The 19554-nt window shown below is 48.4% G+C and carries 18 protein-coding genes and 1 riboswitch; of the genes, 6 read left to right on the top strand and 12 right to left on the bottom strand.

What is annotated here, in order from left to right; translation table 11 throughout:
• Window positions 1-3 precede the first annotated feature (3 nt).
• Entirely contained in the window at window positions 4-684 is a 681-nt protein-coding gene (locus ACFSDB_RS13200; RefSeq protein WP_204890265.1) for a metal-dependent hydrolase, read from the bottom strand.
• Between the two features lie 86 nt (window positions 685-770).
• On the opposite strand from ACFSDB_RS13200, the gene ACFSDB_RS13195 reads away from it, so the two are divergent.
• A complete protein-coding gene (locus ACFSDB_RS13195) occupies window positions 771-1868 on the top strand; it encodes a M24 family metallopeptidase (protein WP_204890264.1) in 1098 nt (365 codons plus the stop codon).
• Window positions 1869-2237: 369 nt separating this feature from the next.
• On the opposite strand, the gene ald is transcribed toward ACFSDB_RS13195, so the two are convergent.
• Window positions 2238-3353: an alanine dehydrogenase gene (gene ald, locus ACFSDB_RS13190; protein WP_204890263.1), complete on the bottom strand. Its 1116-nt coding sequence runs from the start codon at window positions 3351-3353 to the stop codon at window positions 2238-2240.
• A 278-nt stretch (window positions 3354-3631) separates the two neighbouring features.
• On the opposite strand from ald, the gene ACFSDB_RS13185 reads away from it, so the two are divergent.
• The gene (locus ACFSDB_RS13185; protein WP_204890262.1) at window positions 3632-4186 is read left to right on the top strand and encodes a universal stress protein; all 555 of its coding nucleotides are present in this window, start codon (window positions 3632-3634) and stop codon (window positions 4184-4186) included.
• Window positions 4187-4244: 58 nt separating this feature from the next.
• On the opposite strand, the gene ACFSDB_RS13180 is transcribed toward ACFSDB_RS13185, so the two are convergent.
• The 4 genes from ACFSDB_RS13180 to ACFSDB_RS13165 all read right to left on the bottom strand — a co-directional run bounded on the left by ACFSDB_RS13180 (window position 4245) and on the right by ACFSDB_RS13165 (window position 8526).
• Window positions 4245-5780 (bottom strand): gluzincin family metallopeptidase, encoded by a 1536-nt coding sequence (locus ACFSDB_RS13180; protein ID WP_204890261.1) that lies wholly within the window; start codon window positions 5778-5780, stop codon window positions 4245-4247.
• A gap of 250 nt (window positions 5781-6030) precedes the next feature.
• Window positions 6031-6462, bottom strand: coding sequence for a DUF4362 domain-containing protein (locus tag ACFSDB_RS13175; RefSeq protein WP_204890260.1), 432 nt, complete (start codon window positions 6460-6462; stop codon window positions 6031-6033).
• Window positions 6463-6526: 64 nt separating this feature from the next.
• Complete coding sequence (locus ACFSDB_RS13170) at window positions 6527-7915, bottom strand: M1 family metallopeptidase (RefSeq protein ID WP_204890259.1); 1389 nt, start codon at window positions 7913-7915, stop codon at window positions 6527-6529.
• The gene (locus ACFSDB_RS13165) at window positions 7912-8526 is read right to left on the bottom strand and encodes a kinase (protein WP_204890258.1); all 615 of its coding nucleotides are present in this window, start codon (window positions 8524-8526) and stop codon (window positions 7912-7914) included. The genes ACFSDB_RS13170 and ACFSDB_RS13165 overlap by 4 nt, the downstream gene beginning before the upstream one ends.
• Before the next feature lie 132 nt (window positions 8527-8658).
• Window positions 8659-8702: riboswitch (PreQ1 riboswitch) on the top strand.
• A gap of 7 nt (window positions 8703-8709) precedes the next feature.
• Between ACFSDB_RS13165 and queC the strand changes: the two genes are divergently transcribed.
• Genes queC through queE form a run of 3 tightly spaced genes read left to right on the top strand, consistent with a single transcriptional unit; the run spans window position 8710 to window position 10501 of the window.
• On the top strand, window positions 8710-9375 hold the full coding sequence (queC, locus tag ACFSDB_RS13160) for a 7-cyano-7-deazaguanine synthase QueC (RefSeq protein WP_204890257.1): 666 nt from the start codon (window positions 8710-8712) through the stop codon (window positions 9373-9375).
• Window positions 9372-9797, top strand: coding sequence for a 6-carboxytetrahydropterin synthase QueD (gene queD / locus ACFSDB_RS13155; RefSeq protein ID WP_204890256.1), 426 nt, complete (start codon window positions 9372-9374; stop codon window positions 9795-9797). Before queC ends, queD begins: the two co-directional genes overlap by 4 nt.
• Before the next feature lie 11 nt (window positions 9798-9808).
• Window positions 9809-10501, top strand: coding sequence for a 7-carboxy-7-deazaguanine synthase QueE (gene queE / locus ACFSDB_RS13150; protein ID WP_204890676.1), 693 nt, complete (start codon window positions 9809-9811; stop codon window positions 10499-10501).
• Window positions 10502-10991: 490 nt separating this feature from the next.
• Here the strand turns inward: queE and ACFSDB_RS13145 are convergent, their stop codons facing one another.
• The 4 genes from ACFSDB_RS13145 to ACFSDB_RS13130 all read right to left on the bottom strand — a co-directional run bounded on the left by ACFSDB_RS13145 (window position 10992) and on the right by ACFSDB_RS13130 (window position 14548).
• Window positions 10992-11888, bottom strand: a complete 897-nt coding sequence (locus tag ACFSDB_RS13145) for a DMT family transporter (RefSeq protein ID WP_377340305.1) — start codon at window positions 11886-11888, stop codon at window positions 10992-10994.
• A gap of 81 nt (window positions 11889-11969) precedes the next feature.
• Entirely contained in the window at window positions 11970-12788 is an 819-nt protein-coding gene (locus ACFSDB_RS13140) for an STAS domain-containing protein (protein WP_204890255.1), read from the bottom strand.
• 190 nt (window positions 12789-12978) lie between these two features.
• Window positions 12979-14025 (bottom strand): AbrB family transcriptional regulator, encoded by a 1047-nt coding sequence (locus tag ACFSDB_RS13135; RefSeq protein WP_204890254.1) that lies wholly within the window; start codon window positions 14023-14025, stop codon window positions 12979-12981.
• Between the two features lie 133 nt (window positions 14026-14158).
• A complete protein-coding gene (locus ACFSDB_RS13130; protein ID WP_204890253.1) occupies window positions 14159-14548 on the bottom strand; it encodes a GNAT family N-acetyltransferase in 390 nt (129 codons plus the stop codon).
• Between the two features lie 429 nt (window positions 14549-14977).
• On the opposite strand from ACFSDB_RS13130, the gene ACFSDB_RS13125 reads away from it, so the two are divergent.
• A complete protein-coding gene (locus ACFSDB_RS13125) occupies window positions 14978-18187 on the top strand; it encodes a M36 family metallopeptidase (protein WP_204890252.1) in 3210 nt (1069 codons plus the stop codon).
• Window positions 18188-18276: 89 nt separating this feature from the next.
• Here ACFSDB_RS13125 and ACFSDB_RS13120 read toward each other — a convergent pair whose 3' ends face one another.
• Window positions 18277-18582 carry a hypothetical protein gene (locus tag ACFSDB_RS13120; protein ID WP_204890251.1) on the bottom strand — a complete coding sequence of 102 codons (306 nt, stop codon included), beginning with the start codon at window positions 18580-18582 and terminating at the stop codon, window positions 18277-18279.
• Between the two features lie 42 nt (window positions 18583-18624).
• The gene (locus ACFSDB_RS13115) at window positions 18625-19539 is read right to left on the bottom strand and encodes a DMT family transporter (RefSeq protein ID WP_204890250.1); all 915 of its coding nucleotides are present in this window, start codon (window positions 19537-19539) and stop codon (window positions 18625-18627) included.
• Window positions 19540-19554: the final 15 nt, after the last annotated feature.

The raw sequence follows: 19554 nt of genomic DNA, 5'->3' as shown, positions 1-19554 counted from the left end.
TTCTTATAACTCGATCAATTCACCTGGTTTCAGAATCTTCACGTCCGCGCTCTTCACCATGCTTTTGAATTTCTCCGGATCCTGCTTGATCGGAGGGAACGTATCATAATGGATCGGCACTACTGTTTTCGGTTTCAGCAGATCCACCGCATAAGCAGCATCTTCCGGCCCCATCGTGAAAAAGTCGCCAATCGGCACAAACGCTACATCGATGTCATTCCGTTTGCCGATTATCTCCATGTCGCCGAACAATCCAGTATCACCTGCATGGTAGACAGTCTTACCTTCCGCTTTAAAAAGGATCCCCGTCGGCATGCCGCCGTAGATGATATCGCCGCCGACTGTCGTATACGACGAGCTATGAAATGCTTTCGTATACTTCACTGTACCGAACTCGAAGTCGAACGATCCTCCGATATTCATCCCGACCGCATCGACTCCCTGGCTTCCCAAGTAATTGGCCAGTTCAACAGGAGCAACGACTTTGGCATTCTTCTTCTTCGCCAATTCCACCGTATCGCCGACATGGTCATTATGGGCGTGCGTCAAGAGGATGGCATCCGGTTTTTCATCTTCTGCAATCAAATCGGTCAAGCTGTTGCCGGTGATGAACGGATCGATTAAAATTGTTTTTCCGTTTGTCTGAATTTTGACGACTGAGTGTCCGTGATATGAAAGTTGCATGAAATCCCTCCAAGTTTGTTGGCAATGTTTTCAAGCAGTATTATACCCCGAAATTTGTTAGACTACACATATGAGGAGGAATACATATGAATAAAATCACCCAATTGAAAAATTATTTAAACGAATTCGACATCGAAGCAGCGTTCATCACCAATCCGGATAACGTGTTCTATGTCAGCGGTTTCAAAAGCAATCCACATGAACGGCTGCTAGGGGTCATGGTCTTCAAAGAAGCGGAGCCGTTCCTCATCTGTCCTAAAATGGAAATGCCGGATGCCAAGAGCGCCGGTTGGGCAGGCGATATCGTCGGCCACGCTGACACAGAAGATTCGATGGAGATGCTTTACCGCACGGCGTCGGCTCGCATGGGCAAATCCGGCAAGATGGCTATCGAAAAATCCCATATGACAGTCGACCGCTTCGAGGCGCTGTCGGGACTTTTCAGCACGTCGGAGTTTATCGCACTGGATAATAAAATCAATGCGATGCGCGTGACCAAAGATGAAGACGAACTTCAAATCCTGCGGGAAGCTGCCGAACTTGCGGATTACGCCATTGAAGTCGGTGCCAGAACATTGAAAGAAGGCATTACGGAAATCGAAGTGATGACGGAAATCGAGCTGGCCTTGAAAAAGCGCGGGGTCACCCATATGTCATTCGACACCACTGTGCTAAGCGGACCCAAAGCCGCTTCGCCGCACGGAAAAACCGGCGACCGGAAAATCCAGAAAGGCGATTTGGTGCTGTTCGATCTCGGCGTCGTCCACAAAGGCTATTGTTCCGACATCACCCGGACGCTCGCGTTCGGCGAGCCGAATGAAGAACAAAAAGCGGTTTACAATACCGTGCTCGAAGCGGAACTTGCCGCTGTCAATGCTGTACGCCCCGGCGTCACTGCCGCAGAACTCGATGCAGCAAGCCGGAGTGTGATTGAAGACGCTGGATACGGCGAGTACTTCACCCACCGCCTCGGCCACGGACTCGGCATTTCGGTCCATGAATACCCATCCCTTCACGGGGCAAACAATATGGCCATGGAAGCCGGCATGGTGTTTACGATCGAACCTGGCATTTATGTACCCGGCAAAGTCGGCGTGCGCATCGAAGACGATGTCGCGGTGACGGAAAACGGCGTAGAAGTATTGACGAAATACCCGAAAGAACTTCAGATCATCCATAATTAAAGAAAAAAGGGGCAGCTCCGGATTTTGGAGCTGCCCTTTTCAGGCTGTCTAAAAACTTTCTATGAGATGAGTTCAAAATAGAAATGATTTTTTCACACCGCTTCGGCCGCTTTGGGCATGGCTCCCGCCAGGAGCCGAGAAGGCCACTCGTCTCCTATCTTCGCCTAGCCCACCGACGCGCCGGCGCTGGAAAGGCTTTTTAGAAGAGAGAGATACCTAAAATCTTCTTGGTTCAATAGCTTCTCTTAGATATGAAGCAAAACAGCTGCGAATCTATCGGTTTACCATTTTCAAAAAACAAAATCAATTTCTTACTTAACAAGTCGAAAGGCAGCTCCGGAAAAATTCCGTAGCTGCCTTCTTTTTTGCTTATGCCAACAATTCGTCGACTGATTTGTATTCGAGTCCTTGGTCGTCCGCAACGGCTTTGTACGTGACATGCCCTTGGAACGTGTTGACGCCTTTTTTCAGCGCTTCGTTTTCACGGATCGCTTTTTCAAATCCTTTGTTTGCAATTTGTACTGCGTATGGAACCGTTACATTTGTAAGGCCCATCGTCGATGTGCGCGGAACAGCTCCAGGCATATTCGCAACAGCATAATGCACAACGTCATGTTTGATGTAAGTCGGGTTGTCATGCGTTGTGATGCGGTCGCTAGTTTCAAAAATGCCGCCTTGGTCGATTGCGATATCCACAACCACAGAGCCCGGTTTCATCGATTTGATCATGTCTTCAGTTACGAGTTTTGGAGCTTTAGCACCCGGGATCAAGACCGCACCAACTACCAAATCCGCTTCTTTTACTGATTCAGCAATATGAAGAGGGTTGGAGATCAAAGTTTGGACGTCTGATCCGAACAGGTCATCAAGCTGGCGCAGGCGATCCGGATTCAAGTCGAGGATGGTCACAGATGCGCCCATTCCGACTGCCACTTTTGCAGCATTGGTACCGGCAACACCGCCGCCGATGACTGTTACTTTACCGCGGGAAACGCCAGGAATTCCGCCGAGCAGAATGCCTCCGCCGCCGTAAATTTTCTCAAGGAATTGTGCGCCGATCTGTGTAGACATCTTGCCTGCAACTTCGCTCATCGGCGTCAATAAAGGCAATGTGTTATTTGGAAGTTGAACCGTTTCATATGCGATTCCGATCACTTTTGAATCAAGCAGCGCTTTTGTCAATTCAGCTTCCGGAGCCAAATGAAGATACGTGAACAGGATCATGCCTTCACGGAAATAGCCGTACTCAGCAGGAGTCGGTTCTTTCACTTTCATGATCATTTCCTGTGCCCAAGCTTCTTCTGCCGTTTCGACAATTTGAGCTCCTGCAGCTTTGTAATCTTCATCTGTGAAACCGGATCCGAGGCCGGCTCCGGCTTGCATGAATACTTCGTGGCCATAAAGTGATAGGTTCACTACGCCAGCCGGTGTCATCGCTACCCGGTTTTCATTGTTCTTGACTTCCGTCGGTACTCCAATACGCATTGCAAAACCCTCCAATTAAAGTTATGTAAATGTTCAAAGCAAATCCATTCTATCAGATATCTCCATTTCCTGCTCGACTTTTTCCTTTTTCCGGCTTTTTCCAGGGAATGCGGAATTTTCTTTCTTCTGCGCTTTCCATATTGTTCTTCAGATATGTCCAAGTTGTTTCAAATTTTAGGGATTTTCATGTTAATTGAAAATATAATTGTTCCGAAAAGAAGGATTTCGCATCTTGTTTCAAGAAAGGTTTATACATAAGACTTTAGGAGGAATGTAAAATGACGTTGAAGTATTCACAAATTCTTGTAGCAGTAGACGGATCAAAAGAAGCGGAATATGCTTTCAAAAAATCGGTAGGGATTGCTGAACGGAACAATGCAACATTGAACCTGGTCAATATCATCGATACGCGCTCTTTTGCGGCAATCGAAGCTTACGACCGTTCCATTGCGGATCGTGCCCAGAAATTTGCTGAAGACCTTCTCGGCGGCTATAAACGGGAAGCGGAAGCCGGCGGCGTACAGAAAGTGAATATCATCGTCGATTACGGTTCTCCAAAAACGTTGATTTCCCGTGAATTGGCTGAGCGCATCCACGCAGACCTGATCATCTGCGGCGCCACCGGTTTAAATGCAGTGGAACGTTTCCTAATCGGCAGTGTCTCAGAACACATTGTCCGGTCAGCGAAATGTGACGTCCTGGTCGTCCGTACAGATGAAATCGATGACAAACTAGCTGCCGCCGATACAAGCAGCGAACAGATTGTCGGCGATAAGACGCAATTGCAGCAACAAGGTGATACAACTGTCGGAGATGATATCGGCCGACGCTGATAGCACCTCATGCATGTCAAAAGAGGCCAGCCCTACTCGGGCTGGCCTCTTTTTCATTTTAAAATTGCTCTGGAAACTCTTTCTTAAGTTTACTTTCCAGATCTTCAATCACATAAATATTATAGATCAGCTCTTCTTCGAACAGCATTTTATAGCCGCCTGCTGCATTCGCTGAATTGATTTTTTGATAAGCCGCAATCAAACTGTCGAAATCGTAGTAGTCCATATCCCCTGATGCGAGAGCTTCCTGCTCGGCCCGTTCTGCCAGTTCAAGTGATTTTTTCGGATTGCCCATCAAATGGATTTCTGCCAACAGCAGCAAATCATCGATGAGGAAACGATCGTCCCCTTTTGCGATTTTGGCATCCATCAGCTCCGCGGCTTTGCCATAAAGCTCCTGCTCCAGATAAAAATCCGCCATGATCCAGTACGCTTCGTCAATGTCATACGCATCCCCTGTGTTTACTATCGCCTGTAAATGCCCTTCGGCAACTGTGTCCTGCTTGGCTTCCAGAGCGGCATAAAGGCTGTCGAACGTTTTCTTCATTTCTCTCTGTTCGGCGATCATTTCTTCCAGGAAGGTCTCTTGGAACTCTTCAATGCTTTGGCCGGTCTTCTCCTCGAACGCCGCATAGAATGCCCGTACCGATTCAGATTCCATGAGCTCTAAAATCACTTCTTCGCCGTAGTCATCCACCAGCGCTTTTACCGCAAGATAAGCCTGGGCGTAAGGATCGAATTCCGCTGTGCCTGAGGCATCAAAATCCTCCAGATCGTCCATTGAGCGGAAATCGGCTAGCCTGATCGTTTCCAGGTCGTACCAAAAACTGCCCGCTTCTGCAAAATACTCGGCAATGCCTTCTTCAAACCAATGGGGAAGATGCGAAATCGGCAAACCGTTTTCTAAGGCATAAAGATGGCTTTGGTAATGGGTATACTCGTGCACTAAGATCGTTTCCCATTCTGCATCATCCGGCACCAGATGGATGGTGCGATTGAGCGTGTTGTAAAATGCGGATACATCCTCGATGCCTGCCAACTCCTCCATTGACTCATAATCCTCATGGAACTCGATTGCAAGCCCGCCGGAATCCTTCGTTCCGAAAAAGGCGTTCAGCTCTTCCCGCTGTTCTGCGAGCAGCCCTTCCATCTTTTCGATTTCGTGTTTGTTTTCTTCCAACACGTAATACGTGACGCCATTTTTCTCTTCGGAAACCAGCTCTTTTTGGGCTGGCACTTGGAAGATGGTACTCGCAAACAAGCGCATCTTTTCATTATGCGCCAAGTTGGTTTCCCCTGTGGTGAATTCTACAAAGGAATTGGCGACGGTCACCACACTGATCACCGTGAAGAAAATGACGGCGAAAAGAATGGTGCCGACCGCTTCCCATGTATTCCGGATTCTGAAGAAATCCAGCTTCCCTTTCAGGACGCCGGCAATGCCTGCAGCGAACAAGAACGCACTGAACAGAGCGGCCATTGCTGCGAGCATCAGTCCACCGATCAGGCCTTGATTGAAAATCAGCAAAAAACTCATGATGGAAAGCGCAACCAGAACGACGAATAAAATCAAAAATTTTCGTATGCTTTTCATGATGCCTCCGAGTAAAGTATTTGATTGATAAAGGTTCTTTATACTGTAGTTCTTAAACTTTTCTCTCTAATCTTTTCTATATATTAACAGCATAACCAGGAAGAATATAGAAAAATTTGCACAAATGTTTCTGTTCCGCCTTCCTGAATCCAGCTTTCCTATAAAGGGACACTTCGATCAAACGAAAAAGCTGCAGAAACGCCTGGCATTGCCAGGTTTCTGCAGCTTTTTTCCATTCCTTCAACGGGCTCTATTTTTCGATGGCCAATACATTGAAGGCCTCACCTTGTTCACATCCTGTCAGCACATAGTCCACGGTGCTGGCTGTTTCCTTTTTGGAGATTGACCCGCAATTCATTGCGGTGATGCTGCCAGAGCCGAATTGGTCCCTCGAACTGTCATGGGTGAATTTGATCACCTCGCCGTCAAACTCGAGCGTCTGGTAGATGGGATCGCCTTCTGTCGTAAAATTCACTACCTGCACCGCATCGTTTTTCCGCTGCTCCACAGAAGAGACGAATTCATCCAGTCTGCCGGCATTCTCCACGGTGCCATGCGTATTGACCACTTGCTCCACATCCGGCTCGCCGCTTCCGTTGCCGGCTATCGTGCCGGGTTCTTCTTTCCCACAGCCGGCGAGCAGCAGGAAAAGGAGAAGAGCAACTGCATTCTGTTTCCGCATGCCGATCACCTTCCTTTACTCATTAGACGGGAACAACTGAAAAAAATTACAGAAGCCATCGTGATTATTTAAGCCAGCTGTCCAAAAATCCGCTTTGGTCGCCTTCAAAATACGCTTCGAAAAACTGCTTGAATTTATCCGTATTCACGTAGTCGAATTGAAATTCCCTGTAATACGCAGACAGGAATTGGAGCGCTTCTTCCTGGCCACCCCGCTCCTCAAAAAAGTTCCGGAGCGTCAGCGGTGCGGCTCCGTAGACTGTCGATAAATACTGTGCGCCGGCGAATTCATCCAGCGGCAAATTGGCGTACTTTTCCTGGCGGTATGCATTCGCTGCAGCCTCCGCAGAACTGAAGCCGTATTCTTCGTCCCCGTAATAATCCGACAAGAACAGCGAAGCGGCAAATTCCGTGATGCTTTCGTCAATCCATGCATCCTCAAACGGATCATTGCCGACGATGTAATAAAACCATTGGTGTGCGATTTCGTGGACCAGCACGGAATCCAGAGCCTCCCAAGTGGTTGCAACTTCAATGATGTTCGGGTATTCCATATAGCCGTCATTTCCGACGATATCGAGTTCCGGGAACGGATTGTCCCCGATCCGTTCTTCGAAAAACACGTAAGCCGCTTCCGCCATGACCGCCGACTCCTCCAGAAGCTCCGGGTCGTCCGGCATGAACAAGCGGAGCTCGGCTCCTTCAACGGATACCGTTTCATGAATCCACTCTTCCGGGTCCATCAACGCGAGATAGAAATCTTTGATGCGGTCCCCCTCGAGCGTCCCTGAAACGGATGGCTTCACTTCGCCGTCCGTGGCAGAACTCGCGACCAAATACTCCCGTGGCAATTGATAGTCTATCCGGAAGTCCCCAAATCCGGTATGGTAGGATTCGCCGTCCATGTCAAACGGTTCGATATCCCAGCCATTGTCGAACTGGGCAAGCATCGGGTACCACTGGGCCAAAAAGAAATTGTTGCCGTCCTGGGACAGCCGCATGCCGTTTTCCGGAAGTGCCAGTGAATAGAGCACTTGGATGGCTTCTTTCTCTCCAGGCTCAAGCGGCTCCGCGAGTTCCACCAGCAGCTCATTGTTTTCAAGCTCGTACTCTACCTCTTCATCTCCAACCTTTATGGAGCTGATAGCCGTTTCGGCAGCTTCCTGCGGCAAGTCCGGTGTTTCATCGGAATTCAGGGCATTGGGCACAAAGTAGAACCCGATGTCATCGAACGGCCTCTCCGTTTCATTGGCCACTTCGATGACGGTCCTGATCTGAAATTCATCCCTTTCATTTAGGGAAAGTTCGATCTCGTAAGTTGCACTGGCGCCCATAGCGGTGTTTCCGTTTTCACCTTCTCCATTTTCCTTAAAATAAAAATACCAGACGGTTAATGCAATGATTGCGGCAATTCCCGCGGCTATAACGATCCAAATCCTGCTGCTGATCCTCATGTTGTCTCTCCTATCTCTGGACCGCTTTGAATAACCCAATCCGCCCGTTCTTTCGGCCTTACGATTTCTTCATAATACTGCTCCGCTTTCCAGTACCTGTCGGCAAACTTTCTACTATTCCGCTTTGCTGCTTCGGATTCCCGCTCGAACCGCTGCTCTTTGGGACAATCCAAGTAGAAGGCGGCGTCAAAATAACGCCGCCATTCCGGTCGTTGAAGAAATACACCTTCAATCAGGACAATCCCGGCTGCCGGAAGCCGGATTTTCTTGCTGACATGACTATCCAAGCCGCTATCATAAAAAGCAAGACTGATTTCCGTTTCGGTTTTCAATTTGCCGAAGAATTGTTCTTGAAGGGTTTCGATTTCCCATTGCAGAAAATAATATTCCTGCCATTCGTCGCGCCCGGTTCCGTACCGTCGCATTCGTTCGACGATCAAGTCATCGATATGGAACAGTTTGTAAGGTATATTCTGTACTGACAAATATTCCGCTATACTCTTTGATAAAGTTGTTTTGCCGGAGCGGCTAAGCCCGTCGATTGCAATGACCGTTCGGCCTTCTGGCTGCTTTGCCCATACTTCACCCAGAGCTTTTTTCACTTTTTCCATGTCTTCCGTTTCCAGCCTTCCATAATGTACTCCTGTAAGTGATTCGACAAAAGCGCGGCTTTCCCTTTAGCCATGGATGAAACAGCCGTACCATTTATATGCAGCCCTATGTTATTATTAACGATGTTGTGAAAAAAAGAGGTTCGCAAACTCCCTCTCTAAAAAACTAAGGAGATGTTCAATATGAAAAAGGAAAAAGCGGTTGTCGTTTTCAGCGGCGGCCAAGACAGTACAACTTGCCTATTTTGGGCAATAGAGAACTTCAGCGAAGTAGCGACTGTGACATTCGATTATGGGCAGCGCCATTCAGCTGAAATTCAATGTGCACAAAAAATCGCCGATGAACTCGGCGTTTCATTCAAAGTGCTCGACATGACCTTGATCAACCAATTATCAGCGAACGCGCTGACGCGTGATGACATCGAAGTTTCCGCTAAAGAAGGCGAACTGCCTTCAACGTTCGTCCCCGGCAGAAACCATCTTTTCCTGTCGTTTGCAGCAGTCTATGCCGATGCCATCGGAGCCCGCCATCTGGTAACGGGTGTCAGCCAAACCGATTTCAGCGGCTATCCCGATTGCCGGGACACGTTTATCCGGTCGCTGAACGTGACATTGAATCTGGCGATGGACAAGCAATTCATCATCCACACGCCGCTCATGTGGCTGGATAAATCCCAAGTCTGGGCCCTTTCCGATCAGCTTGGCGCATTGGACTTTGTGCAGGAGAAGACTTTGACCTGCTATAACGGCATTCCAAGCACAGGCTGCGGCGAATGCCCGGCGTGCGTTTTGCGCAACGAAGGGTTGGCCGAATATAAAACACGGAAAGCCGCAGGTGAGCCCGTATGATGCAGCAATTCTACCCCTCCGTCCCGCATGATTACCGGTTCGAGCTGAACAAGGACCTGAACTTCTCAGCTGCGCATTTCATTCCGAGTGCAGACGCCGGCCAGTGCCAGGAAATGCACGGCCACACCTATTTCGTCAATGTGACAATCGGCGGCGATGAACTCGATGCAACCGGATTTTTGATTGACTTCAAAAAACTCAAACGGGCAATCCATAAGAAATACGACCATTCGGTGCTGAACAACCATCCCGAATTTGAAAACAAGTTTCCGACAACCGAGTTGCTGGCCGAGCAGATCTGGCACAGCATCCAAGAGCTCCTGAAAGCGACAGACAACCGGCCGGACTGCCTTCAAATCATCGTCCGCGAAACACCGACCAGCTACGTCGTCTACCGCCCGCGCAAGGAGGACCTCCAGTGAAGATACCGGTAATGGAAGTGTTCGGCCCGACGATCCAAGGCGAAGGCATGGTCATGGGACAGAAAACGATGTTCGTGCGCACAGCCGGATGCGATTATTCCTGCTCTTGGTGCGATTCTAAATTCACTTGGGACGGCACCGGCACGAGTGTCTCGAAAAAGCCTGAACAAATCATAGAAGAATTGAAAGCAATCGGCGGCGGCGCTTTTTCGCACGTCACGATTTCCGGCGGAAACCCGGCGCTCCATAAAGGCATCGGCCAATTGGTCGAGCTTTGCCATGAAAACGGCTGGAAAGTCGGCGTTGAAACGCAAGGTTCGTTTTGGCAGGACTGGATGCGTGAAATCGATGACATCACCTTATCGCCGAAACCCCCAAGTTCCGGCATGCAGACCGATTTTACGAAACTCGATTTCTTTATTGAAAACTTGGCAGAGGCCAACGCGACATTGAAAGTTGTCATATTCGACGAAGAAGATTTCAAATATGCAGAAGATCTCCACCTGCGCTATCCGGCAGTCCCGTTCTTTTTGCAGACGGGCAATAGCGACACCTCTACAACGGATGATGCCCTATTGACTGCGTCGTTATTAGAGCGCTACGAATGGCTGATTAGCCTGGCTGTCCGCTCCCATATCATGAATGATGCCAAAGTGCTCCCGCAGCTTCATACCCTGGTTTGGGGCAATAAACGCGGCGTCTAAATAAAAAACGTGAAATCGGCAAGCCGATTTCACGTCAGACTGTAGACAAAGTCTAATTTAAATTAATAGAGATGCATAAGCCCGACCGGGCTGGCCACTTCGCTTTCCGTGGGCTCGGCTTCAGCCGCTTCCCTCGCTTCGCTCAGTCCAGGGTCTTCAGCTCGAGCTGGTCCCACAGGAGTCTCGTGGCCAACCGGGTCGGGAGCGTCACCTATACCTAAAAGACGAGTTTAGGATACTGATTCTACTTTGACCTGTTAGGTACAAGCCGCTGGCTTAAGAATCCGAAACGGAAGGCGGCGACTCCTGCGGGATAGCGAAGTGCCGAAATCCACTCGGACGCCAGTCCGAGTTAGTTCGGCGCTAGCCCGCGGAAAGCGTCCGCCTGAAGTGGAGGATTCGGTATAGCTAATTATAAATGTATGTTCATTCTTTAATAGATGTAAATATTCTTTTGTCTACAAGCTCACGTGAAATCGGCAAGCCGATTTCACGTTTTTCTATGTTCTGCTGCTGAAATAGTTTTTTGCTTGAAGAGAAAGGCCATACGCGGAGTAGCAACGCCGATGAGCGCCAGGATTCCCCCGAGGATTGAAAGCAGGGTCGGAAGTTCCCCGAGCCAAAGCCAGGAAATCATTATTGCCATGACAGGAACGAGATAAAAGAAACTGGTCGCTTCTGATGCCCCTTGCCTGGAAGTCGCATACGCGATGGCAAAATAAGGGATGACTGTCGGAAAAAGGCCAAGATACAGGATGGTCAAAGTACTTTCAACGGAAGCCTGCCCGACGGCAGTACCTAAACCGCCTGCAAATGGAAGCATGAATAACGTTCCGGCAAAGATTGCATAAAATGTAAATGGCAGAAAACCGTATTTTTGAAGATAGGAAGACTGGAAGACGAAATAGAAGGCTTCTCCTAACGCCCCTGCTAAAATCACAAGTACCCCCCACTCAATCTGGAAAGTTCCGCCGGATAGCGAAATAACCCCAACGCCGATGAAAGCGATCAATGATCCAATCCAACCGGCAGCGCCAAATTTCTCTTTTAGAAAGACGACAGCGAGCAAAGCTGAAAGAAGGGGCACCAACGCAATCAGTAAACTGGCTGTGCCTGCTTCTACAGTTTTTTCTCCGATACTGAGAAATGTGTGATAAACCGAAAAGCCAAGCCCGCCTAATAGAAGGATGGCCGGGATATCCTTGAGTGCCGGCGGTTTCATCTTCATTTTCAACGCAATGAAAAACAGGACAAAGGAAGCGGTCCCCATGGGCAGAAGTGCGACATGTTCCGGACTATACGATTCCAGAGCGACCCTGATTCCCGGAAATGCTGAACCCCAAAGAATGATTGCCATTCCGTAAGCGAATAAAATGCGAATATCCATTTGGGCCTCCTTCTGTCAGTCGACGTAATCTTGCTAACAAAAAAAGGAATCTCAGCGATTCCTTTTTGACTGTTCACCTAATCACTTCATGCTTTTCAGCGCTTGTTTTACAGTTGAAAACGATTCGATTTTCGACATGCTGATGCCGCTGTTGACGATGGTCTGGGCAAGATCCGGACGGAGTCCTGCCGACAATACATGGATTCCCATCAAACGGAGTGTACCACCAATCTGCTGCAGGGCTTCAGCCACTTTTTCATTGATTGTCACCACTCCGGAGAAGTCTGTAATGACGTAATCGATGTCCATATCCGCCACTTGCGGAATTACATTATGCAGAATATGCTGTACTCTTCTTTCATCCAGAAAGCCGATCAACGGAATGACCGCAACGCCGTCTTGGATCGGCACAATCGGAGCAGAAAGTTTAACAAGCTCCGCCTGGGTCTCTTCTTGCTTTTTCTTTGAAAACCGTTCAAAAGCGGAAAATGTTTCAGTTAGACTGACATCCAACAGATTATTGATCCGTTTAATGATGAAAGCATTTTCCCGGACCGTCAGTCCGAATTCGATAGACAGATCGGTAAACAACTCCGTAAAGACATCACGGGTCGGGGGATAACGGACAACGATCAATGAGATGTCTTCATCCAGCGAAACAACCATTTCGGCATTTTTTCTGCTCCACTCGATCAATGCAGCCGGTACGGCTTCTGTTTGCTCCTTTTCCAGAACATCTGCAAGGAACTTCAGGAATGCTTCATACATGCCAACTGCTTGGCCGCGCTCTTCCGGCATTATTTCGATATTCAACCTCCCGATTACCTTGTCGACGATTTCATTGGCCATCGGTGCCACCTGTTCGTGTATGTGCTGCGTAAAATCGTTGAGTGCGTTCATCCAAAACCTTCCTTTGCAATATCTGATGATTGAATTCCTTAAGGGCCGGCATTCCAGCGGTCAGCGTATTCAGCCTTTCCGCTTGAGGTGAAGGTTGGTGCAGGCCGCTCCACATATAACGCTTGCTGAGTCCATAGTGCTATATCTAAAATTATAAGCTATTTCTCCAAATAAAGGAAATGGTTCTGCGCTACATTTCCGCGGCTTTCGCTTTCACCCGGCGATTTCCCATGTATTTGACAAAAGGCACGACAAAGGCCGACAAGAACAGGATGCGGAACAATTGAAAGGCCGTGACGACAGTTACATCCGCATGTACAGAAGCTGCGATAATACCCATCTGGTCCAGCCCGCCGGGTACAACACTCAAGAAACTTGTGGAGAAACTCAAACCGTATAAATCCTGCAATATCAAGCTTACCCCGTATGCTGCAGCTATCAGCATTGCACTCGAGATAAAAGCATAGAGAATGAGTTTGTTTGAAAGCTTCAGGTTCTCTTTTTTCAGCAGCAGCCCGATATAGATGCCGATCATCCCCTGTGCCAGATGCAGAAGCGAAGCAGGCATCTGCGGAACCTCGATGCCGGCCAAATTCAGCACCATGATGAAAAAGATCGGACCTAGAAGAAAAGCCGTGGGAATCTTCAACTTATGGCTCGCCATTCCCGCTATATAACTGACGGCCAGAAGCCCGATCAGCGGGAACGAAATATGCGCCTCTGCCACATGCTGAGCATTTGCCGCATTTCCGCCAGCTACGATAAAAGGCACAATCGCGACAATCATCAAAACGCGCAGGAGATGATAAAAAGTGACCGCCGTTAGATCGATGCCCTTCTGTTCTTCGGCGAAAGCGATGATTTGGGAAAGCCCGCCAGGAACACAGCACGTCATCGCTGTTCCTTTATCCACTTTCGTCCGGCGCTCCATCACAGAACTGATCAATAAAAACAAAAAGAAAAAAGCGACATTGATCACAAGCATCGCTGCAAAGTATTGCTTCATTCCTTGGATCGCCTGCAACGTAAAGGCGATGCCGATGACATACCCGGCTGCGACCAATCCCGCGTTCCGGAACCCGCTGTGCCATTTCAATGGGATCGGAGTAAAGAGCTGTACCGCGAGGACCGCGAAAAGCGGACCTAAAAGAAAAGGCATCGGCGCCCCCGCCAGATTAAACACCCAAGCACCTGCCAATCCGACCAGGAAAGCTATAGCCACAGGATAATATTTCATTTGTTCATCTTCTTTCATTGTAGGTAAAGTCCATATTCTATTATAACGCTAAGCGCTGGCAGGAAAAGCGGTTCATATGAAAAACAAAAAAACCTGCCATAAAGGCAGGCAACGGACATATTCCGGATGCTTCTCAGGATATCGCTTGTTCCTCGTGATATGGCATCAAATCTTCCGTCATGTTGCGGCATTTCGCTAAAAACAACGCTGTTTCCCTTGAAAGCCTCATTTCTTGCCCGGCCATCTGCTGGCGCAGGCTTTCAATGATCTTATAGCCGGTTTCTTCCCCGGGGTAGGATGGATTAACCGATAGATGCAAAATGACATAATGGCCATCTCTCTTTTCGACCCCGATCAGGCCGGTGATGTTCTCTCCTTCTTTCCAAAAGAACAGCTGCCGTTCAGGTTTTTCTTCATAAGATAAAATCAGTTCCTGCAAGTCTTTTACGCTTTTTCGGGACGCTACTAAAGACAGAAGCCCCATTGCGACTTTCTTATATGTTTTCTTGTATTTGGTTAACATCTCTCATCTTCCCTCATTCTCTCTGTTGTCTTGCTGTTCATCTAAAACCGCGTATGTACTGCAAGGCAAAAAAATTCAAACCTTTTTTGTTAATCCCCTTTTTGAATAAAAGCTAAACATGTATTACGGCTTTTTTTTATTCATTCAACTATATCATGAACGGCAAAGAGCCAAAAAGCTTTAATACCCTTCTCTCAGCCACCAGCATCACACATCCCGATTTAACATGTCTAAAAGAAACTCCGCACTTTTGCCCTCTTCAGCATATTCGTCCCTTTACGTTTTTATCTTATGACTCGACTTAAAAGCAAAACCTACGCATAAAGTAGTATACGAACTATCCTTAAGTTGAATAGACTGAGAGATTTTAAATTGTTCTAATTGAATTAGTTGAAAAATTAAATTTTTCCAGATGAAGGGATGAAGACGATGCCGAAGAAAAAAAGTTTAGCGTTGCTTAGCTCCATATTGATTGCAAGCTCTGTTTTTTCCATTTCCCCTGCCTTTGCAGTCACCGATGAGAATCAGAACAATAGTGATCCGCATGTACATGCAGATGAAATCGTCGATGTCCGAAAAGCGCTGTCCGAAGTCCTGCCCTCCCGCTCCCAACTTGAGGCTGCGGACAAAATCGTGGAAGCTGCAGGGACTGGAACAAAAATAAAATGGAATAGAAAGTTCGGCACTCCATCCAGCATCATGAAAGATAAGGGCTATTTATCGCCTGCAAGTACTGGCAGTGCTGAAACGATTGCCCGTAATTGGCTTTCTGCAAACAAGGCAATCTTCGGTTTAACGGAGCAAGATGTTACGGAATTAGCAGTCATTCGGAGCCAAAAAGTTCCAGGCACCAATCTTTCCCCGGTCACCTTCCAGCAAACTGTTGCAGGCATTGAATCGGTTTTTGGCGGCCGTATAATCGTGGCAGTCAATGAACAAGGGCATATTCTTTCAGTCGTAAGCGACGCTTCTCCATCAGGTGAATTCACTGGAGAATTCCGATTGACTGCAGAAGAAGCACTAGAAGCTGTGGTCAGTACTTTTCTTCCGGGCCTCGATATTACTCCGAAAGCTTTAGAAGATGAAAAAGGATGGAAAGTGTTTGATGGGATGGGTGTGCTTCCGACAAAACAGCGTGTCAAACCTGCAGCCTTTTTCACTGCTGATGGCATTCGGCCTGCTTACCGCGTCTTGTTCATCGAGAAACTGAATGAAGCTTATGAAGTGATTATCGATGCTGAAAACGGCGAAACGTTATATCGCCGTTCACTGGTAGATTACCTGAATCCGGAAGGTCTTATTTTTGAAAACTATCCGGGTGCTCCTGCCGGCGGGCAGCAAACCGTGAAATCATTTAAAGGCGATCCTGCAGCATCTCCTAATGGCTGGCTGCTGCCAACTAGCGACCTCGGAGCTACGACATTGGGCAATAATGCAAGTTCTTATGCAAACTGGAGCAATTTCCTGGTTCCCGCTGACACATTAATCCGGCCGGTGAGCCCCCTTGGGAAATTCAATTATCCATTCTTGAATGCCTGGCAGAAAAACAAAGGGGCAATCCTCCCTCCTTCTTATGCGGAAGACGTCAACAGCGCAACAGCCAATTTGTTCTACCATCATAATTTGTTCCATGATTATTTCTATAAACTGGGCTGGACCGAAGACGCTGGGAATTTGCAAGCAGATAATTTTGGCAAAGGCGGCATGGCCGGCGACCCGATTTTAGGGCTAGTGCAAGCTGGCGCAGCCAGCGGCGGGAATCCGACCTACACCGGGCGAGATAACGCATATATGCTGACGCTCCCTGATGGCATCGCGGCTTGGAGCGGCATGTTCCTTTGGGAGCCGATTCCTGGTGCATTTGAAGGAGCGTATGCAGACGGCGATTACGATGCCGGAATCATTTACCACGAATATTCCCATGCCCTTTCATCGCGGTTGGTCGCAGGAGGAGAGGCGCTTGGCAGCCACCAGTCCGGCTCGATGGGAGAAGGCTGGGGAGACTGGTTCGGCATGAACTACTTGGTCAAAAAAGGATTGCAGGATGAGCCGGTCGTTGGCGCTTATGTCACCGGAAATGCCGAACGCGGAATACGCAACTGGTCTTTGGCTGAAGCACCGATCAATTATGGAGATGTCGGCTATGATATTATCGGACCGGAAGTCCATGCTGATGGAGATATATGGGCTGCAATCCTTTGGCATGCACGTGAAGCTTTGATTGCTGAATTCGGGGAAGCCGAAGCGGTAACAGTGCTGGAGCAGTTGGTTGTTGATGCTATGCCGATTGCGGTTCCGAACCCTTCCATGGTCGACATGCGCTCAGCCATCATGGCTTCAGAGTTTGAACGGTACGGCGGCAAATACCAAGAGGTCCTGTGGAAAGCCTTTGCCCAACGAGGGCTTGGGGATGATGCCTATTCCAATGGCGGGGATGATACGGATCCGCAGCCAGCATTCAACCATCCGGACGACTCACTGAACGGAAAACTCTTAGGGAAAATTGTTAATGGCCAGACGAACAAGCCGATTGAGGATGTACGGATCTTTGTCAGCCAATACGAAGCACGCACCACTCCAGTAGCGACTACTTCCAATAAAGGAGGGTTTGCAATAGAACTGGCAGATGGCACCTATGATATCACGATCCAAGCAAGAGGCTATGGATCACGGACGCTTGAAAATGTCCGGATCACTGCTGGGGAAAACGAACGCTGGAATGTCCAGCTTTCACCAAACGTTGCGTCTTCCTTCAATGGAGCCTCTATTGCAAGTGCATCTGATGTCTCTTCGAGCAATCCGGCAAAATTGGCGATTGATGATACCGAAGCTAGCGTATTTGCTTCCGAACAAAAAGAAGATGGTTTCACTGGTTCTGAACTCATTGTGGATCTTGCAGGAGACGAACCGCTTTTCATTTCTGAGCTGCATATTAGTGCAATGAAAGACGTAGCGAAAGGGCGTTTTGCCACGCTGAAGGATTTTGAAGTCCAAGCATCTGTTGATGGAAAAACTTGGACCACGATTCTTGAGGATCGTTTCTCCGCCGGAAAACCGCGTCCTGCGACACCGGACCTGGATTATCAAGAATACAAACTTGAACAGTCCTCGCAAGCCACGCAGCTGAAATTCATTGCAAAATCGGCGCAGGACAATGCTGCAGGATATATCCAAGTTGCAGAAATTCAGGCATTCACAACGGATAAAGTCAAAATTTCGCCGCTTGATTTGGAACCTGAAGCGCCATTCACCGCTTCTGGAACGATTCAATTGGGAAATGCAGGAACTGGAGCAGGGTCGTTGGCAGACGTTGACGAATTGTCCCTGGCCGCAACACAGAACGAATTTGTCACTACTCAAAACCCTGAACCCGCTTCACAAGGCGTGGATGGGTATGTAGTTAGTCTTCCAGAACAATATGGGGATGGCATCCATAACATATCAGTAACCGGAACTAGTGAAACTGGACATGATATCGACCTTTACTTTTACGATGCAGGCTTCAATGTCATCGGCAGCGTCGCCACTTCCGCAGCTGATGAATCAGGAGTTGTACCAGGTGGCACAAAATACATCTATGTCGGTCTTTATAACGGAGCGAATGTGAACTTTAACTTGAATGTGACAAGCCCCTATTAAGAAAACCGGGGACCAAAAACCCCTGGAAATGAAGAAATCCTTCATTTCCAGGGGTTTTTAATATTCCATCTAAGACCAGTTATTTCCGGTCACTTCCGCTTCAGCAAGAGTTCGAATTCCTCATGGACGAGGGCCGTGAACCTCTCCTGCTCTTTGCCGTCTTCTAACAGCAAATCGGTATTTTTTTCATTGCTCAAATATTTCCGGATCTTCCCGTTGTGCTCAATGATATGATTATAGCGGTAATCTTCCCTCAGCGTCCGGAACCATACTTCTTGATCCAGCTTTTCAAGATTGGCATTCAGCTTGGATGGCGATGCCAAATAGGACTCGATTGTACCTCCCGCTTTCAATAACAGCACGCCGCCCACTGCGCTGGCGATGAATTTAAGCATGGCCGATCCCCCTTACTCTCTTTATACATTCAGTATACCGCATCAAGTGTCTTCCTCCGCAAGGTGATCTTTCCGCTTTTCAGGCCAATTCACAAGGAAAATGCCGGCGAAAATCAGTGCTCCTCCTGCAAGGAGTGTAATGCCGATCTTTTCATCAAGTATCAGCCAGCCGGAAATGATGCCGAAGAAAGGTGCCAGGAATAAGAATGCACTGACTTTCCCCGGATTGCCGTTTTGCAGCAAGTAAAACCAGACAGCAAACTGGACGATGGATGCCGGGATGGCAAGCCATAAAATAACCGCGACCGAAACCGGGTTGAGGGCCAATTGCTGATCTTCCAAGAGCGTGCTCAGCAGCAACAGGACGAGTCCTCCGAAAAGCATTTGGTAAGCTGTCAGCACCCAGACATCAAACTGCTGGCCCCATCGTTTGATCAATAATGTACCGACAGCCCAGAACACCGCACTCGAAAATCCGAAAACCGTACCGATTTCAAATTGCAGCTGTCCGCCCATCGTGATGAAAACCCCGATAAAACCGAGCAGCACGCCTGCCCATTGAATAAACCGGTAGCTCAGCTTCAGGGCCAGCGTTCCGAAAACGACCACGAGCAGCGGGTTCATAAACGTCAAAATTGCAGATTCCCCTGCCGTGATAGTGCGCAAGCTGAGAAAAATGCAGCCCATGACGCCGGCAGTCTGGCATGCGCCGATGATGAAAATGCGCAGCCAATTCCGTGCGCCTTTCGGATGCGGACGTTTCAACAGCAGGACGAGGGCAATCATCAAGATTCCTGCCAGCACGAACCGCATCCCAACCAAAAGAAGGGGTGAAACGTGTTCAAGCCCGATTTTTCCGACCGCAAAAGAGGAGCCCATCAAACTGGTGGTCAAAACAACTAAAAATGCGAAGATGAATTTACTTTTGATATCGGCTGCCCCCTCTATGAAGTACATTTTAGTTATTTGCTA

The sequence above is a fragment of the Planococcus chinensis genome (assembly GCF_042681545.1).
In the GTDB taxonomy this organism is placed as follows: Bacteria; Bacillota; Bacilli; order Bacillales_A; family Planococcaceae; genus Planococcus; species Planococcus chinensis.
Note: the sequence above shows the minus strand (reverse complement) of the source record. Positions and strands in the feature narration are given on the sequence as shown.

Bases quoted from the DNA above. Each gene is read 5' to 3' on its own strand.
- queC (WP_204890257.1), top strand. From the start codon at position 8,710: ATGAAAAAGGAAAAAGCGGTTGTCGTTTTCAGCGGCGGCCAAGACAGT.
- ACFSDB_RS13195 (WP_204890264.1), top strand. From the start codon at position 771: ATGAATAAAATCACCCAATTGAAAAATTATTTAAACGAATTCGACATC.
- ACFSDB_RS13145 (WP_377340305.1), bottom strand. From the start codon at position 11,888: ATGGATATTCGCATTTTATTCGCTTACGGAATGGCAATCATTCTTTGG.
- ACFSDB_RS13165 (WP_204890258.1), bottom strand. From the start codon at position 8,526: ATGGAAAAAGTGAAAAAAGCTCTGGGTGAAGTATGGGCAAAGCAGCCA.
- ACFSDB_RS13135 (WP_204890254.1), bottom strand. From the start codon at position 14,025: ATGAAATATTATCCTGTGGCTATAGCTTTCCTGGTCGGATTGGCAGGT.
- ACFSDB_RS13115 (WP_204890250.1), bottom strand. From the start codon at position 19,539: ATGTACTTCATAGAGGGGGCAGCCGATATCAAAAGTAAATTCATCTTC.
- ACFSDB_RS13140 (WP_204890255.1), bottom strand. From the start codon at position 12,788: ATGAACGCACTCAACGATTTTACGCAGCACATACACGAACAGGTGGCA.
- ACFSDB_RS13120 (WP_204890251.1), bottom strand. From the start codon at position 18,582: ATGCTTAAATTCATCGCCAGCGCAGTGGGCGGCGTGCTGTTATTGAAA.
- ACFSDB_RS13170 (WP_204890259.1), bottom strand. From the start codon at position 7,915: ATGAGGATCAGCAGCAGGATTTGGATCGTTATAGCCGCGGGAATTGCC.
- queD (WP_204890256.1), top strand. From the start codon at position 9,372: ATGATGCAGCAATTCTACCCCTCCGTCCCGCATGATTACCGGTTCGAG.
- queE (WP_204890676.1), top strand. From the start codon at position 9,809: ATGGAAGTGTTCGGCCCGACGATCCAAGGCGAAGGCATGGTCATGGGA.
- ACFSDB_RS13200 (WP_204890265.1), bottom strand. From the start codon at position 684: ATGCAACTTTCATATCACGGACACTCAGTCGTCAAAATTCAGACAAAC.
- ACFSDB_RS13175 (WP_204890260.1), bottom strand. From the start codon at position 6,462: ATGCGGAAACAGAATGCAGTTGCTCTTCTCCTTTTCCTGCTGCTCGCC.
- ald (WP_204890263.1), bottom strand. From the start codon at position 3,353: ATGCGTATTGGAGTACCGACGGAAGTCAAGAACAATGAAAACCGGGTA.
- ACFSDB_RS13130 (WP_204890253.1), bottom strand. From the start codon at position 14,548: ATGTTAACCAAATACAAGAAAACATATAAGAAAGTCGCAATGGGGCTT.
- ACFSDB_RS13125 (WP_204890252.1), top strand. From the start codon at position 14,978: ATGCCGAAGAAAAAAAGTTTAGCGTTGCTTAGCTCCATATTGATTGCA.
- ACFSDB_RS13180 (WP_204890261.1), bottom strand. From the start codon at position 5,780: ATGAAAAGCATACGAAAATTTTTGATTTTATTCGTCGTTCTGGTTGCG.
- ACFSDB_RS13185 (WP_204890262.1), top strand. From the start codon at position 3,632: ATGACGTTGAAGTATTCACAAATTCTTGTAGCAGTAGACGGATCAAAA.